Origin of the sequence: Chondromyces apiculatus DSM 436, assembly GCF_000601485.1 — a bacterium.
Taxonomy (GTDB): Bacteria; Myxococcota_A; Polyangia; order Polyangiales; family Polyangiaceae; genus Chondromyces; species Chondromyces apiculatus.
This window is the reverse complement of record NZ_ASRX01000003.1, coordinates 294,960-308,014: the sequence shown is the minus strand read 5'-3', so window position 1 is coordinate 308,014 and position 13,055 is coordinate 294,960. Positions and strand designations below refer to the sequence as shown.

Sequence of the window (13,055 nt, the reverse complement as noted above, 5' to 3'; positions counted from 1 at the left end):
TGCTCCCGCTGGTCGCTACCCTCTCTCCTTGAAGCGGGGGCGCTGAAGGTCGGGGAGCGAGCGCAGTGCTTCCTCTGCCGAGCCCTCGTGCTCGAAGGTACTGCCGTCCTGCGGTGAGCTTGTCTTTAGGGAGAGGATGGCCGGGGCTGTCACCCCGGCCCTGAGGCGTATCAGCCCCGGCGCGAGCGGCGCGCGCGGCGCAGCGCGGCGATGGCGAGGCCCACCGCCGTGAGGCCGGCCCAGCCCGCGAGCGAGCCGCTGGTGCCAGCGCGGTAGGCGCAGAGCCCGTCGCTGCCGGTGTCGTCGTCGCCGCCGCTGCCCGAGTTGGCGCCGCTGCCGCCCTCGCCGGTGCCGCCGCCCTCGCCGCCGCCTCCGCCGGTGCCCGGGTTGGGCTCGGGCTGGATGAAGCCGACGTTCGACGAGAGGGTGACGCGCGCGGGCGCGCAGCTCTCGTCGCTGAGGACCACGTAATAGGTCTTCGTGGGGTCGAACGGCGGGGTGCTGTTCGCGTCGATCACCAGCTCGCCGGTGCTGCCGTTCACGTGCTCCTGGGTCCAGGTGGCGCCGATCGGCAGGAGGGTGTCGTCGGAGATCGAGACCGGCGTGGTGGTCTGCGCGTGGATGCCCCAGTCGGTGTTGCCGCCGCCGAAGGACTGGTAGTCGACCGTCACCCGCAGGCTCGTGTCGCTGGGCATCGGCTTGATCATGAAGTGGAACAAGCTCTGGGTGCCGAGCTGGCCCTGCACCTGGCCGCAGGTGTAGCCGATGAGGTTCGCGAACATCTCGAGCCCCATCATGGTGATGGTGCGCGACTTGTTCTTCGCCAGCTCGAGGACGTGATCGCAGTCGTCCATGCCCCGCTGCGCGATGAGCGTGTCGAGCGTCTGCAGGTTCTGCGAGGTGAGCTGGCCGCTGCCCACGAGATCGTCGGCCGTGGCCTGGAGCCCCTTCGCGAAGTCGCCGAGGCTCGACCCCTGGTTGAGGAGCGAGATCGCACCCCACACGAGCTGGTCCGCGATCTGCGGGCCGAACGCCTGGCGCACCGACCAGCTCAGGCTCCCGATGATCTCGCCGTCCTCGTGGACCTCGCCGACCACGCCGTCCGGACAGGTCTTGCTGGTGTCGGACAGGTCGCGCGCGTAGTCCGCGAGCGAGGCCTCGCCGAGGATCTGGTTGTTGTTGATGCTGCAGGCGAAGTAGTCGGAGATGCCCTCGTCGATGCCGCCGCTCCAGGGGCTGAGCCCGTACTGGGGGCTGAAGGCGATCTGGCTGCCGTTGTAGTTGATCGCGTTGTGCGTGATGTAGTGGCCGAACTCGTGGATGAACACGTCGGAGTCGATGGCGAAGTCCGCGCTCGACCCCTGACCGATGGCGATCAGGTTGGGCTCACCGGCGATGCCTTCCTGCGAGAAGAAGGCATTGTCCATGTAGTTGCCGGGCTGGATCACGTTGGCGGCTGCGAAGACGCTCCAGCTCTGCGCCGACATGTCGACGCCGAGGTTGTCCATGAAGAAGTGGCGCGCCCGGGTGAGGTGGTAATAGGTGTTCACCTCGGCGAACTCATCGTCGAGCGAGAGCGGATCGCCCGGCGGATCGTAGAGGAAGTTCCCGCCCGAGCTGGGCGCGAGGCTCTGCTGCACCGTCATGGTGCCGTAGTAGGGATCTCCGCCCTGGTAGCTCCCCACGGTGAGGTTGCCATTCCAGCCGGTGAGGCGCTGGGGGCTGCTGGTGACGAGATCGGGGAGGTCCAGATCCTGGACGCCCGAGGACGGGCCGATCGGGTACACGCGCCCGAGCGCGTGGCGCGCCGTGGGGTACCACCGGATCGCTCTGCCCGCGTGCGCGTCGACGATGTACACCCGCTCGCGGGGCGAGCCTTGCAGCACGCTCACGAGGTAGACGAGCCGCCCCGGGCCGTCCTTCTGCGGCTGGATCGCGAGCTTCACCCCGGGCTCCCGCGCGAGCGGCTCACCGAGCGCCTCCTCGGCGAGCAGCATCGCCGTCACCGCGTCGATCGAGGGCGTGGGATCCACCGCGATGCCGCGCGCCACCTCGCTCACCACCAGCCGCGGCTTGCCCGCCGCGTCGAGCCGCACCGCCACCGTCGCGCCCATCACCGGCAGCCCGCCGTGGGTCTGCTCGAAGCGCACCGTGCTGTGCGAGGTCGAGGGCAGCTCCTTGTTGAACGCGAGCGACACGCCCTCGAGCCGCAGCTCCGCCGCTGCCCGCGTCAGGTACGACGTGGCGACGTCACGCCGGTTCCCCGCCTGAAGCGCGGGCCCGGTGTCTTTGACGAGATGCCATTCGGACGCAGAAGCAGCGCTCGAGGCGAGCAGCGCAGCCAGAGCAGTAAGCGGAGCGACAGAGAGCAATCGGCGCATGAAGTCCCTCATTTTTGGTCAGGAAGCGCGCAGCCTAGCATCGGTTGCGCGTCTTCTGGGGAGAACTCCGACGCCCGTTGGTTGCTCTCCCCGACGTCGATGAAATGATCCACCGACATCATGGCGCACCGGGAAATTCTCTCGTTTTGCGTGAGCACGCTCGCCGGGGCGCGCTCTGCATGTCGTCACGATCACGGCATGCATCGCGGTGAGATGTCGCGCCGTGTCAGCGGCATGTCACGACGGCGTACAGGCGCTCTGCGCGGTTCCTGTCAAGAGCGAGCAGCGCGCGTGCGCGGCCCCGACAGGCCGCGGAGCGTGTCCCCCGCAGCAAGCGCGGCCCTCCCTGGCGCGCCGCGTTCATCTCCTTGATCAGGGCTTCCCCTCGCCCTTCCTGTCGGCGACCATCGCGCCCCCGCATCACGTGGCGCCCGCCCGGCACGCTGGCGTGATGGCCCGACGCACCGCGCCGACAGTTCCACGTTCACACACGTTCACAGTCGAACATTCGCGCAACCAGCTCACGCAGTCTCCCTCGTCACCCCGCAGGAACACGGTATGGACATCTCGCTCGGTTCGCTCATCCAGCTCCATGTCTTCCCCACGGGCCGCCGCCTCTGGGCGATGCAGCAGGTGGAGCGGCGCGCCGCCGAGCGCGGCTTCCCCGAGCTCTCCGCCCACGCCGCGCGCGCCGCCGAGCACGACCGCGTGACCCGCCAGCTCGACGAGCGCTGGGCCGCTCGCCAGCTCGCCCACGCCGACGATCCCGTGCAGCGCATCGACGCCGTCATCGATCGCACCCTCGTCGCCCTGCGCGACGGCGCCGAGTCCCAGGCCGCGGTGGCTCGCCCTGGCGACGGCACCGTCGAGAAGGTCGGCGAGCTGCTCGGCGCGCTGTTCCCGATGGGCGTCGCCGCCGTGACCTCGCTGAACTACGCCGACGAGCTCACCGCCGTCGAGCGCCTCGCCGGCCGCCTCCGCGGCGACCTCGCGCACCTCATCGCGGACCTCGGCCTCGGCCGCCACGCCGACCGCATCGTCGAGCTGTCCACCGAGTACCGCGCCGCCTTCGACGGCCCCCGCCCCGAGCCCCTCGACTTCGGCCTGGTGCGCGCCGCCCGCGCCCGCGGCCAGGAGATGCTCCTCCAGGCGGTGGCCATGACGCTCGGCCGTTACCCCGGCAGCGGCCCCGCCGACCTCGAAGGCCGCGCCGCCCTCCTCGGCCCCATCCTGCAGCAGCAGGAGACCATCCGGCAGTACTTCCGCAACCGCAGCATGGTCGAGGACGTCGATCCCGAGACCGGCGACATCGACGCCGACGCCCCGCCCTCCATGCCGGCGACGGCCCTCATGGCCATGAGGTCCTGAGGCCCCATCAGCTCCGGTACTGCGTACGGCGAATCAGGGACCTACGGTCCCTACGCTCCCGACGGTCGCTACCCCCGTGACTTCGCTCGAACGCTGAGCCGAGGACCCGGGACGACCTTGGGAAACGGAGTGCTAGCCTGGCATCATGGCGCATTCTTCACCCTCTTCGCTTCCTGTCCCCCTGAGTACTCGCGGCGCTCGCGGTGCTCGCGGTGCTTCAGCAAGGTGGCGGCCCGCGCTCACCCGCGTCGCCTGCGCGCTCGTCCTCGGCGGGATGATCCACTGCGACGACCTCGACAACATCGACGTCGAGGTCGGCGGAAAGGCGGTGATCCAGCGGGGCACGGTCCTCGAAGAGCTGCTCGGCTCCCTCGACCTGGACTCCTTCCAGCGCCTCGACCTCTCGCAGGAGTTCGAGAACCAGGGCGTCACCAAGGACGACGTCGACTCCGTGAGGCTCCTCAGCTTCACGGTGCGCGTCGAGGCCCCCGCGGGCACGACCCTCGACTTCCTGGAGAGCGTCTCCTTCTACGCCGAGACGGAGGGACAGCCCTGGCGCCCGCGCTCTTCCCACCACGCGCCTGCGCCGCGCACGTCGAGCCCCACGTGCGCGAACCCCGGCAGGACCAGCCCCTCCACCGCCGCGTGCACCGCGCGCCGCGACGACGCCTCGTCCGGACACCCGTGCGCGGGCAGCCCCTCCCCGGGCAGGTACTGGTCCGCCGCCTCCCACTGCGGCACGTTGGCGCGGAGGAGCTTCACGACGCGCTCGGCGAGCATCTCCCGCAGCCCCGGCGGGAGCGACTTTCCACCGAGGTACGCCCACCCGATCCGCGCGTGATCGATCTCCTCCCGGAGGTGGGCCTGGTTCGCCGCCACCGCGAGCGGCACCGTGGCCCCGGCCAGGCACTCCCCGATCCAGGCCGTGGCGATGGTCTCGTTGATGCAGCACAGCCCCGCCACGTGCAGCGCCACCTCCAGCCGCTCGTCGGCGCACCCGAAGCTCGGCAAGGCCGCGTCCTCCACGACCGGCGCCTCGACCGGCGCTCCCGCGTACACCTCCGCGAGCCGCTTGCAGATGGCCGCGTGGCGCCGCTCGTCCTCGGCGGCGCGCGCCACCAGCGCCACCACCACCTCCTCCGCGGAGAGCGCGCGCAGCCACGGCGCGAGCTGCGCGAAGGCGCACGAGACCCTGGACTCCGAGGCCACCCGCCGCGCCCAGTGCCGGGCGATCGCGCGCCGCGCCGTGTCCGGCAAGGCGTCGACGGCGGAGAGGTCGAGGAGGGCTTCGTCGAGCGATCGCGCCATGTGCGTCAGCCGGCCGAGGGTGCAGCCATCACCGGATGTAGAAGCAAGGCGGGTAAGGCATCTCCGCGCCGTCGCGGCACGGCGAGTCGGCAGGGATCACCTGTCCCGTCTTCAGCCTGCGGACCTTGCCGGGCGCCGCCTGCGCGTCGGGCCCGGCGCCGGTGTCGGTCCTCGGCTCCTGCACGGGGCTGCTACCCCCGGCGCGGTCGCAGGCGGTGAGCGCGGTACCCAGGACGACCACGGCGTGGAACATCCTCGCGGGCGCGTTGCTCATGCGACGAGCCTAGCGCAGGAGACCTCCCCGAGCGATCGCGAGCGGCAGCACAGGCACGTCACACGATCACAGGATGTAGAAGCAGGGAGGGTAGGGGCGCTCCGAGCCGTCCTGGCAGGGAGAGTCGGCGGGGATCGGTTCGCCCGACTTCAGCTTGCGCGCCGCGTCGGCTCCCGTGCCTGCGTCCGCGCCCGCCTCGTCCGCGCCCGCCTCGTCCGCGCCCGCCTCGTCCGCGCCCCCCTCGGAGGCGTCGGCGTCGGGCTGCCCATCTTCATCAGCAGCCCGCGTGTTGCTCTCTGGTTCTTGGACCACGCCCGCGGCCCTAGAACCGCCGCATGCGGTGAGTGCGGCGCCCATAGCAACCACAGCATGAAACAGCTTCGCTGGGATCTGACTCACGGAACGGCCTTCTCACGAGACATGCGATCGACCCCGCCCTTGCCCGTGCTTCCAGGTGGGTGCTCTTGGCGCGGGCTTTCCCATGACCTTTGTCGACGGGCGACCTCGATGAGCTTCATATCTCCCAGAACTTATCCGCCATCGTCGTGGTCGTGACGATGTTCACGCCGGTTCCGCTACCCGGGCTCCTGAGGTCGTGAAGAATTTGGAAAACGCGATCGAAGCCTGGGTCTGGTTTTTCCCCGTTCAGCAATGCTTCCATCCGCTGCTTGCAGAGTCGCGCAATCACGTCCGCAACCTGGAGGCCGGGCTCCAGTTTCGAGTTTGCGAACGTGAGCTGAACCTCTCCCGGCGCAAAGTCCCAGTCGGCGTGAGCCTCCATCCGGGTGCCCGCAGCCATCTTCGTCATCCGGGGCGCTTCTGACGCAAGCAGGTCTGTGTAGCCCTGGAGTGTTGCATCGAACTGAGCTTGCTCATCGTGAACAATGTGCATGCCTGGATAGCGCGGTCTGGCGTGACGCTTAACCCGCGCGAGGAGGTTGGAAAAGGCCGAGGCATGCGGAAGCATCACGGTGCCCCGCTTCGTCTTCCCGGGATCCCGGGAAGGCACCAGGCCGGAGAAGTCCGCGCGCTCTCTGCACACCCGGAAAGCCGCTTCGAACGCCGCCTCGATCTGTCGAACCAGGCGGAACTCGTGCTCCTGATCAGACCTCATGCTTATCTTCGCGTGCAGGAGCTGACTTCGAAACGCGTCCCTGAAGGGGGCGAACGACTGCTGGTGCGGCTCCCGTGCGAACGTCCCGTAGGATTCGAGTACGGTGTCATCGAGGCTGTCAGCCAGGATGTCGGCGAACATGTTGGCAAGCTCAAACGGGTCGCCAATGCCGGTGGTCTGATCGAGCAGGACGAATGAAACGAGATTTGTGACGAGCTGGAATCTCTTGTCCATGATCTCGATGAAGATCGAGCTGCAGGCAGAGACGTGGTGTACGAGGTCGATGACAAACGCTGCATGGCGCTTCATGGCCCTGCCCTTGACCTCCGTAGCCTTCACGCCGTGCGTTTCGATGAGCGCTTCGAGGATCTTCTGGATGGATCCCGGACCTGCATCGTCACCCACGCCCACGAGCGTGAAGGCCCGTTGCCCATCGAAGCTCTTGGTGATGCCTGCGGCTGCATCGCCAGTGTTCCCGCTCTCGTCCACGTACACCGTGAGGGGCCGCAACTCCTCCTCTGTGATCTCAAGGCTTCCCTCGGTGGCTTGAAGCCGAAGCCGGCAAGGAAAGACGTCAGTGCGTTGGGCTGCGAGGTGAACTCTGCCGAGCGCCCATGCCGTGAGGTCGTGAGGCAGGCGGCGGAATTCAGCTCCTTCACCCGTCTTGATCATGACCGCACCCAGGAAGGCGAACGGTGAGTGCTGGCCGAGTAGGCTCCCATGGCGCCTGGAGCGAGCACGCTTCCAGCGCCGGAACGGGTCACCGAACGGTGGCTCCCAGGGCTCCTCCACACCCGCGGCCAGCGCTTCACGCCGTAGAACCTTGAGTATTCCGGCATCGAGAAACTCATACGCGACCGCCTCCCCCTCTCCAGGGAGCGGCAGCTCCGGCAAGTTGAGCCAATCCTCGATGCTCTGGAGCGGTGAGGGGGGCATGTTCATCGGGTCCTGGCTAGCCTCGTTGCTCGAATCCACCTCAGGGCAACTCGGACGCTGACGTTGTCGGGGGGTGCGTACGGGGCGCGCGCGGCGCCTCGGACGCCATGACAATGCCACATCTGTCTACCTGGAGACGACGCGGAGCGACGCTCCCGGCCGTCCATGGCCTCGCCCGGCTTGCGCGGACCTCTCCCTGGATCGTAGGAGTACCCGGATGCACCCCCGGGACGATACGCAGGGGCCTCTGGAGATCGCCGTCTTTGCTGCGGGCGGCGTGACGCGACACCCCGTGCCGGCGCAGGGCAGCCTGTCGCTCGGCAGATCGGAGGAAAACGACATCCGGATCGACGACAGCTCGGTGTCTCGCCGCCACGCGATCATCCACGTGGGCCCGCCGCTGCGCATCGAGGATCTCGGCAGCGCCAACGGCACGCGCATCCGCCGCGAGCTGGACGCGCAGGAGACGGCGAAGCTGCTCGACACCCGCATCCAGCGCGGCACCGCGGTGGAGATCAAGGTCGGCGAGCCCGTCAACCTGGGCTCGACCCTGCTCGTGGTCCGCAGGCGCGAGCCGACCGGGACCATCGCCGCGGGCGACGGCAAGTGGGAGCCCATCGTGCGCGACGACGCGATGGTGAAGCTCTACGCGCTCGCCGAGCGGGTGGCAGGCGCGCCCCTCAGCGTGCTCCTCCTCGGCGAGACGGGCAGCGGCAAGGAGGTGCTCGCCGAGCACATCCACCGCCGCTCGCCGCGCGCGAACGGCCCGTTCCTGCGCCTCAACTGCGCGGCCCTCTCCGAGTCGCTGCTCGAGAGCGAGTTGTTCGGCCACGAGAAGGGGGCGTTCACCAGCGCGGTGCGCTCCAAGCCCGGCCTGCTGGAGACCGCCGAGAAGGGCACGGTCTTCCTCGACGAGGTGGGCGAGCTGCCGGCCAGCATCCAGGTCAAGCTCCTGCGCGTGCTCGAAGACCGGCAGGTGATGCGCGTCGGAGGCCTCCACCCGCGCCCCATCGACGTGCGCTTCGTGTCCGCCACGAACCGCGACCTCGCCGCGGAGGTGAAGAAGGGGACCTTCCGCGAGGACCTCTTCTTCCGCCTGAACGGCATCGCCCTCCTCATCCCTCCGCTCCGCGCGCGCCTCGGCGAGATCGAGCCCCTCGTGAGCACCTTCGCCGCGCGCGCCGCCGCCGCACTCGGCCGCCGCGCCCCCACCATCGCTGCGGAGACGGTGGCGGCCCTCAAGGATCACCGCTGGCCGGGCAACGTCCGCGAGCTGCGCAACGTCATCGACCGCGCCGTGGTGCTGAGCGGCGGCGACACGGTGATGCCCGAGCACCTCCTGCTCGACAGCGGCGCCACCGTGACCCCTCCACCCGCGCCCGTGGCGCCCGCCGCCTCCGCCGCCGCCGTCATCGCCTCTGCCCCCACCGTGCCTTACGACCCGTCGCTCGACGCGGGCACGCCCCACCCCGACCTCGACGCGGGCGGCGACCTCCGCGCCCAGCTCGGCGACCTGGAGAAGCGCCGCATCCTCGACGCCCTGGAGAAGTGCGCCGGCAACCAGACCCAGGCCGCCGCCCTGCTCGGGATGCCCCGCCGCACCTTCGTGGCGCGGCTGACCGCCTACGGCATCCCGCGCCCGCGGAAGAGACCCGGCTGAAGCGCCGCCCAGCAAACCACGCCGCGAAAGGGTGACGTCGGTCTCCTTCCAGGAAAGCGTTCGCAGGAGAAGGGGTGACGTCGGTCCCCTTCCAGGGAGGCGTTTGCAGTAGAAGGGGTGATGTCGGTCTCCTTCCAGAGCGCTTTCTCACTGGAAGGGGTGACGTCGGTCTCCTTCCAGACCGCGTTCGCGGTGGAAGGCTTGATCTCGATCTCCTTCCGGAGCGCGTTCGCGGTGGAAGGGTTGATGTCGGTCTCCTTCCAGACCGCGTTCGCGGTGGAAGGGTTGATGTCGATCTCCTTCCAGAGCGCGTTCGCGGTGGAAGAGTTGACGTCGGTCTCCTTCCAGACCGCCTTGTCGGGGGGAGGGGTGACGTTGGTCTCGTTCCAGGGCGGCGTTTCTGGTGGAAGGGGTGACGTTGGTCTCGTTCCAGGCCTGCGTTTCTGGTGGAAGGGGTGACGTTGGTTTCTGCTCAGGCCTGCGTTTCTGGTGGAAGGGGTGACGTCGATCGCCGGCCGCACCTCGTCCACGGCGGGAAACGTCGGGGCGGGCCCTCCCGCATCCTTTCCACCGCGGGAGAGCCCGGGGGGCGCCTCCCGCACCCTTTCCACCGCGGGAATGGCATCGTCGTCGTCTGACCGACCGAGGGTTTCCTCGCGCATCAGGTGTCCCGGGGGCGACCTCCCGTACCCTTTCCGGCGGGAGAGAGCCCGAGAAGGGAACCCCCCGTACCCTTCCCGCCGCGAGCAGGAGGGCGGGAGACGCCGACGTCACCCTTTCCACGGCGGGAGGGGTGACGTCGGATGCCGACAGGACCTCTGCCGCGCCGGGAACAAGGCGCCGGCGGAAACCTCCGCACCCCTTTCTCTCGTGGACATGGGGACGTCGGCGTCCGACGACACCTCTTCCACGCTCCCGGAGCCCAGGCTGCACTCCCTCGGGCCTCCTTCCGCGAGGTGTCGGGAGGACCCTGGCGCGCTCCTGCGCGAAGCACCGGGGCGAGCGACCCTCGGGTGCGCTGGCGCCGGCAGGTCTCCGATCCGGCGGGGCCGCGGTTACTGAGGCTGATGCGTGGCGAGCAGGCCGCAGAGGTAGGCCATGCGCTCGGGGTCGCGCTGACCGAAGTCGTTGATGGCGACGGCGACGGCGATGGGGGCGCCGCCGTTGGCGGGGATGGTCATCGCGTCCGACGCGGTGGCGAAGGCGGGCGCGAGCAGCTCGCCGTCGAGGCGCAGGCGCACCACGTGGCGGGTGGCGCGCGCGGGGTTGCGGTAGCTCTGGGGCTGCTCCTCGTCGTCCTCGGGGATGAGGCGCTCCTCGGCGGCCTGCAAGGCGGAGAGGATGCAGCGCTCAACGTCTCCGCCGTCGTCCTGGTTGTGGCTGCGCTCGATGGTGAAGGTGCGCTGCGGCGCGTCGCGTCGCGGCTTGCGCAGCCACTCCTTGTGCCAGCGCAGCTCGCGGGCGCGGCTGATGGTGGCGGTGCCCCGGGCGGTGAGGCCGGCCAGGGTGGCGAGCATCAGCGCGTCGAACGCGCCGAGCGCGCGGGGTTCGCGGCCGCTCTGCAGGTCGGCCAGCGCAGAGGCAACGGCGCTCACGTCGGCGCCGAGCGCGTCCACGGAGGAGAGGGGTGTGCGCCCGGCCGCGGTGACCTCGAAACCTGTCAGACAGACGCCTTCCCCGGCCGTGTACCAGCCGAAGAGGGTGTGGATCGTGCCCCAGCGGCTCCCGTCACGCGCCATGTACATCCAGCGGGTGCCCCAGATCCCGGCGAGCTGACGGGTGGTCCAGCGGAAGAGGGGATACCCCAGGGTCGCGAGCGCGAACACGGCGATCCAGGCCGCGGTCCCGCCCGGAGAGAGCGCGGCACCCAGCAGCTCCGGGAGCGCGAAACCCAGGCAGAAGAGCACGGGAGAGACCACGAAGGCGCTGGTCAGGAAGCCGAGCGCCGCCTCCCCCCGCGAGGACGGTCCGCCCTCGGCGCGCGTCCAGGTCATCTGAATGGCAGCTTCACTACAATGACCGCAACGGTCGGCTTCACGGGGGCGCATGGCGCCACAGCCGCAGCAGATGTCGAATGGCGGTCTCCGGGCATTCACCCGTCGCAACATAGCGGTTTTCCATACGGTCGCCCAGAGGGGCGCCGGCCGCGAACGGCGCAGATATGCAGGTCATCCGGTGCTCACAAGCCCCTCTGGAGCCTGCGCCGTGTGTCCTCATGGTGATGCCTGCCCGCAAGGTGAGCTGCCCTGCAGCGGTGTGTGCTGCAACGGTGATGTCGCTCTCCCTGCCACCCCTCCCCGCGCCGACTATTTGGCCTCCTGGGATAGGGGGCGATATCCCACATGGTGTGTACCGATCCATCCTCACTCTGTGTCTGAGCGCGGCCCTTCTCCTCCCGGGTGCGCAGCCGGCGGCGGCAGCGGGCGGTCAGGACAAGGAAACCCCGGCTTCGGGCAAGGCCCCCCGCAAGGAAACCCCGGCTTCCAGCAAGGTCGCCGGGAACGGGGGGGCGAAGGCCAGGAAGCCGAAGCCGGGCAAGAAGCCCGTCACCCTGGCGAAGTCGGACGCCTCCCGGGGCGACCGCGCCAAGGCCGAGGCCATGCTCGCGGCAGAACTCGACGAGGCCAAGGTGAAGCTCGGCGTGGTGCTGGACGCCGCGAAAGCCCGGTTCGATGAGGCCCGTGCGAAGGCGGAAGCGCCGAAGGCGGGGGCGCTCAAGGCGAAGCCGGCTGCGACGGTGTTGCCGAAGCCGAAGACCGCGGCGAGCCCGAAGGCGGCGCCGAAGGTGAAGGCGTCCTCGGTCGGTCACCCGAACGACGGGCACCTCGAAGGGGGCGTGCAGCTCGACACGGCGCGGAAGGACATCCGGGTGGTGCCCGCGTACGCAGGGGACAGCGCGCGCTGGGGCATGCCGGAGCTGGTGCAGGCCATCGAGCGCGCGGCGCGCGGGGTGAACAAGCGGTTCCCGGGCTCGGTGCTGGACGTCGGGGATCTGTCGCGGCGGACCGGGGGGGACATCGCCGGCCACGGATCGCACGAGAGCGGCAGGGACGTGGATCTCGGGCTCTACGCGGTCGACGCGAAGGGGCGGCAGGTGCACGCGCGGGAGTTCATCCGGTTCGGCGCAGATCTGCGCGCGGTGAACGCGCCGGGGGCGCGGCTCGACGCCGGGCGTTCGTGGCTGCTCGTGCAGGAGCTGCTCACGGATCCGCGCGCGCGGGTGAGCCACATCTTCGTGTCGCGGCCGGTGCGCGATGCGCTCGTCGCGGAGGCGAAGCGGCGAGGGGTGTCGCGGGCGCTGCTGACGCGGGCGCAGCTCGCGATGATGCAGCCGACGGGCGCAGAGGCACACGACGATCACCTGCACGTGCGGATCTCGTGCCCGCGCGGGGACGGCAAGCGCTGCGTGGAGCTTGCGAAGAACGCGCCGATGGGCGGGAAGGTCCTGGCCACGAAGGCGAAGGTGCGCGAGACCGGCGTGACGTCGGGCGCGAAGGTCGGCGTGAAGGGCGCGAAGGGCGAGAAGGCCGAGAAGGGCGCGAAGGCCGAGGCGAAGGGCGCGAAGGCCGACGCGAAGGCCGACGCGAAGGCCGAGGTGAAGGGCGCGAAGGCCGATGCGAAGGGCGCGAAGGGTGAAAAGACGGCGAGCGCCAGCGCGGCTGCGCGGGCGGACGTACGGGGCAAGGGCGGCGAGGCGCGCAAGGGTGAGGCAGGCGACGTGTCGGCGGAGGCCGCGGCGGAGGCGAGGAAGGCGGCGCGCCGGGAGCGGGTGCTCGCGGTGCGGTCACGGTCTTCGTCGCGGCGCGGAGGGGACGCGCCGGTGGCCTCGGGCAGGGCGTGGCAGGTGCCGATGATGCTCGACGCCATCGACGACGCCATCCTGCAGCCCCTGGGCCTCGCGCCCGCTTCGTCGGAGCCCGAGGCCGCGTCCGACGGGGCCGAGGTGCGCGACGCGGTGGACGAGAGCGGGGCGCCGAAGATCACGGACTGACACGGCGCGCCATTGGGCTATCC

General features: G+C 70.0%; 10 protein-coding genes. 4 read left to right on the top strand and 6 right to left on the bottom strand.

What is annotated here, in order from left to right:
• Positions 1-170: 170 nt before the first annotated feature.
• Entirely contained in the window at positions 171-2,381 is a 2,211-nt protein-coding gene (locus CAP_RS02900; RefSeq protein WP_044235822.1) for a hypothetical protein, read from the bottom strand.
• A 558-nt stretch (positions 2,382-2,939) separates the two neighbouring features.
• Here CAP_RS02900 and CAP_RS02895 point away from each other — a divergent pair.
• Positions 2,940-3,749, top strand: coding sequence for a hypothetical protein (locus tag CAP_RS02895; protein WP_044235669.1), 810 nt, complete (start codon positions 2,940-2,942; stop codon positions 3,747-3,749).
• Between the two features lie 528 nt (positions 3,750-4,277).
• Here the strand turns inward: CAP_RS02895 and CAP_RS43605 are convergent.
• The 4 genes from CAP_RS43605 to CAP_RS02870 form a co-directional block, all read right to left on the bottom strand.
• Positions 4,278-5,057: a hypothetical protein gene (locus CAP_RS43605; protein WP_052374008.1), complete on the bottom strand. Its 780-nt coding sequence runs from the start codon at positions 5,055-5,057 to the stop codon at positions 4,278-4,280.
• Positions 5,058-5,085: 28 nt separating this feature from the next.
• Positions 5,086-5,331, bottom strand: coding sequence for a hypothetical protein (locus CAP_RS02880; protein ID WP_044235664.1), 246 nt, complete (start codon positions 5,329-5,331; stop codon positions 5,086-5,088).
• Positions 5,332-5,397: 66 nt separating this feature from the next.
• On the bottom strand, positions 5,398-5,643 hold the full coding sequence (locus CAP_RS02875; RefSeq protein WP_044235662.1) for a hypothetical protein: 246 nt from the start codon (positions 5,641-5,643) through the stop codon (positions 5,398-5,400).
• Between the two features lie 202 nt (positions 5,644-5,845).
• Positions 5,846-7,387 (bottom strand): DUF3800 domain-containing protein, encoded by a 1,542-nt coding sequence (locus CAP_RS02870; RefSeq protein ID WP_044235659.1) that lies wholly within the window; start codon positions 7,385-7,387, stop codon positions 5,846-5,848.
• A gap of 211 nt (positions 7,388-7,598) precedes the next feature.
• Here CAP_RS02870 and CAP_RS02865 point away from each other — a divergent pair, with 211 nt between their 5' ends.
• Positions 7,599-9,041, top strand: coding sequence for a sigma-54-dependent Fis family transcriptional regulator (locus CAP_RS02865; RefSeq protein ID WP_044235657.1), 1,443 nt, complete (start codon positions 7,599-7,601; stop codon positions 9,039-9,041).
• 120 nt (positions 9,042-9,161) lie between these two features.
• Entirely contained in the window at positions 9,162-9,500 is a 339-nt protein-coding gene (locus tag CAP_RS49775) for a hypothetical protein (RefSeq protein ID WP_156040438.1), read from the top strand.
• A 596-nt stretch (positions 9,501-10,096) separates the two neighbouring features.
• Here CAP_RS49775 and CAP_RS02855 read toward each other — a convergent pair.
• On the bottom strand, positions 10,097-11,035 hold the full coding sequence (locus tag CAP_RS02855; protein WP_052374006.1) for a hypothetical protein: 939 nt from the start codon (positions 11,033-11,035) through the stop codon (positions 10,097-10,099).
• Between the two features lie 353 nt (positions 11,036-11,388).
• Between CAP_RS02855 and CAP_RS47435 the strand changes: the two genes are divergently transcribed.
• A complete protein-coding gene (locus CAP_RS47435; protein ID WP_052374004.1) occupies positions 11,389-13,032 on the top strand; it encodes a penicillin-insensitive murein endopeptidase in 1,644 nt (547 codons plus the stop codon).
• Positions 13,033-13,055: the final 23 nt, after the last annotated feature.

Excerpts from the sequence above, each read along its gene's own strand:
- CAP_RS02900 (WP_044235822.1), bottom strand. The coding sequence starts at position 2,381 with ATGCGCCGATTGCTCTCTGTCGCTCCGCTTACTGCTCTGGCTGCGCTG.
- CAP_RS02895 (WP_044235669.1), top strand. The coding sequence starts at position 2,940 with ATGGACATCTCGCTCGGTTCGCTCATCCAGCTCCATGTCTTCCCCACG.
- CAP_RS43605 (WP_052374008.1), bottom strand. The coding sequence starts at position 5,057 with ATGGCGCGATCGCTCGACGAAGCCCTCCTCGACCTCTCCGCCGTCGAC.
- CAP_RS02880 (WP_044235664.1), bottom strand. The coding sequence starts at position 5,331 with ATGAGCAACGCGCCCGCGAGGATGTTCCACGCCGTGGTCGTCCTGGGT.
- CAP_RS02870 (WP_044235659.1), bottom strand. The coding sequence starts at position 7,387 with ATGAACATGCCCCCCTCACCGCTCCAGAGCATCGAGGATTGGCTCAAC.
- CAP_RS02865 (WP_044235657.1), top strand. The coding sequence starts at position 7,599 with ATGCACCCCCGGGACGATACGCAGGGGCCTCTGGAGATCGCCGTCTTT.
- CAP_RS49775 (WP_156040438.1), top strand. The coding sequence starts at position 9,162 with ATGTCGGTCTCCTTCCAGAGCGCTTTCTCACTGGAAGGGGTGACGTCG.
- CAP_RS02855 (WP_052374006.1), bottom strand. The coding sequence starts at position 11,035 with ATGACCTGGACGCGCGCCGAGGGCGGACCGTCCTCGCGGGGGGAGGCG.